Annotated in this window: 1 protein-coding gene; it reads right to left on the bottom strand. The window is 35.7% G+C overall.

Translation table 11 applies throughout. The features are described 5' to 3' along the window. Positions 1-255: transposase (locus HHH54_RS11075; protein WP_198618828.1), on the bottom strand; the 255-nt coding region annotated here is incomplete at both ends.

Below are 255 nucleotides of genomic sequence, written 5' to 3'. Positions count from 1 at the left end.
CACTCAGACCTAATAAATATTGAACCAGACTGTATTGGCTATGCCAATTGTCAAAAAGACGGAACGGGTGGTAATGCATGCGATCGAGTTCGTTCGCAGGTTTTAACAAGAGTTTCCAATGACGCTTCAGTTTATTATATTTGGGTCTTTCATTAGATTTAAACAGATTCATAATACGAATACGACAACGATTTATTTCACGATTAATCGCTTGAACAATATGAAATCGATCAATAATAATATCGGCATTAGGGA

Source organism: Staphylococcus canis (genome assembly GCF_016238445.1).
GTDB classification, from domain to species: domain Bacteria; phylum Bacillota; class Bacilli; order Staphylococcales; family Staphylococcaceae; genus Staphylococcus; species Staphylococcus canis.
The sequence above is the reverse complement of the archived record's forward strand: the minus strand, read 5'-3'. Positions and strand labels throughout refer to the sequence as shown.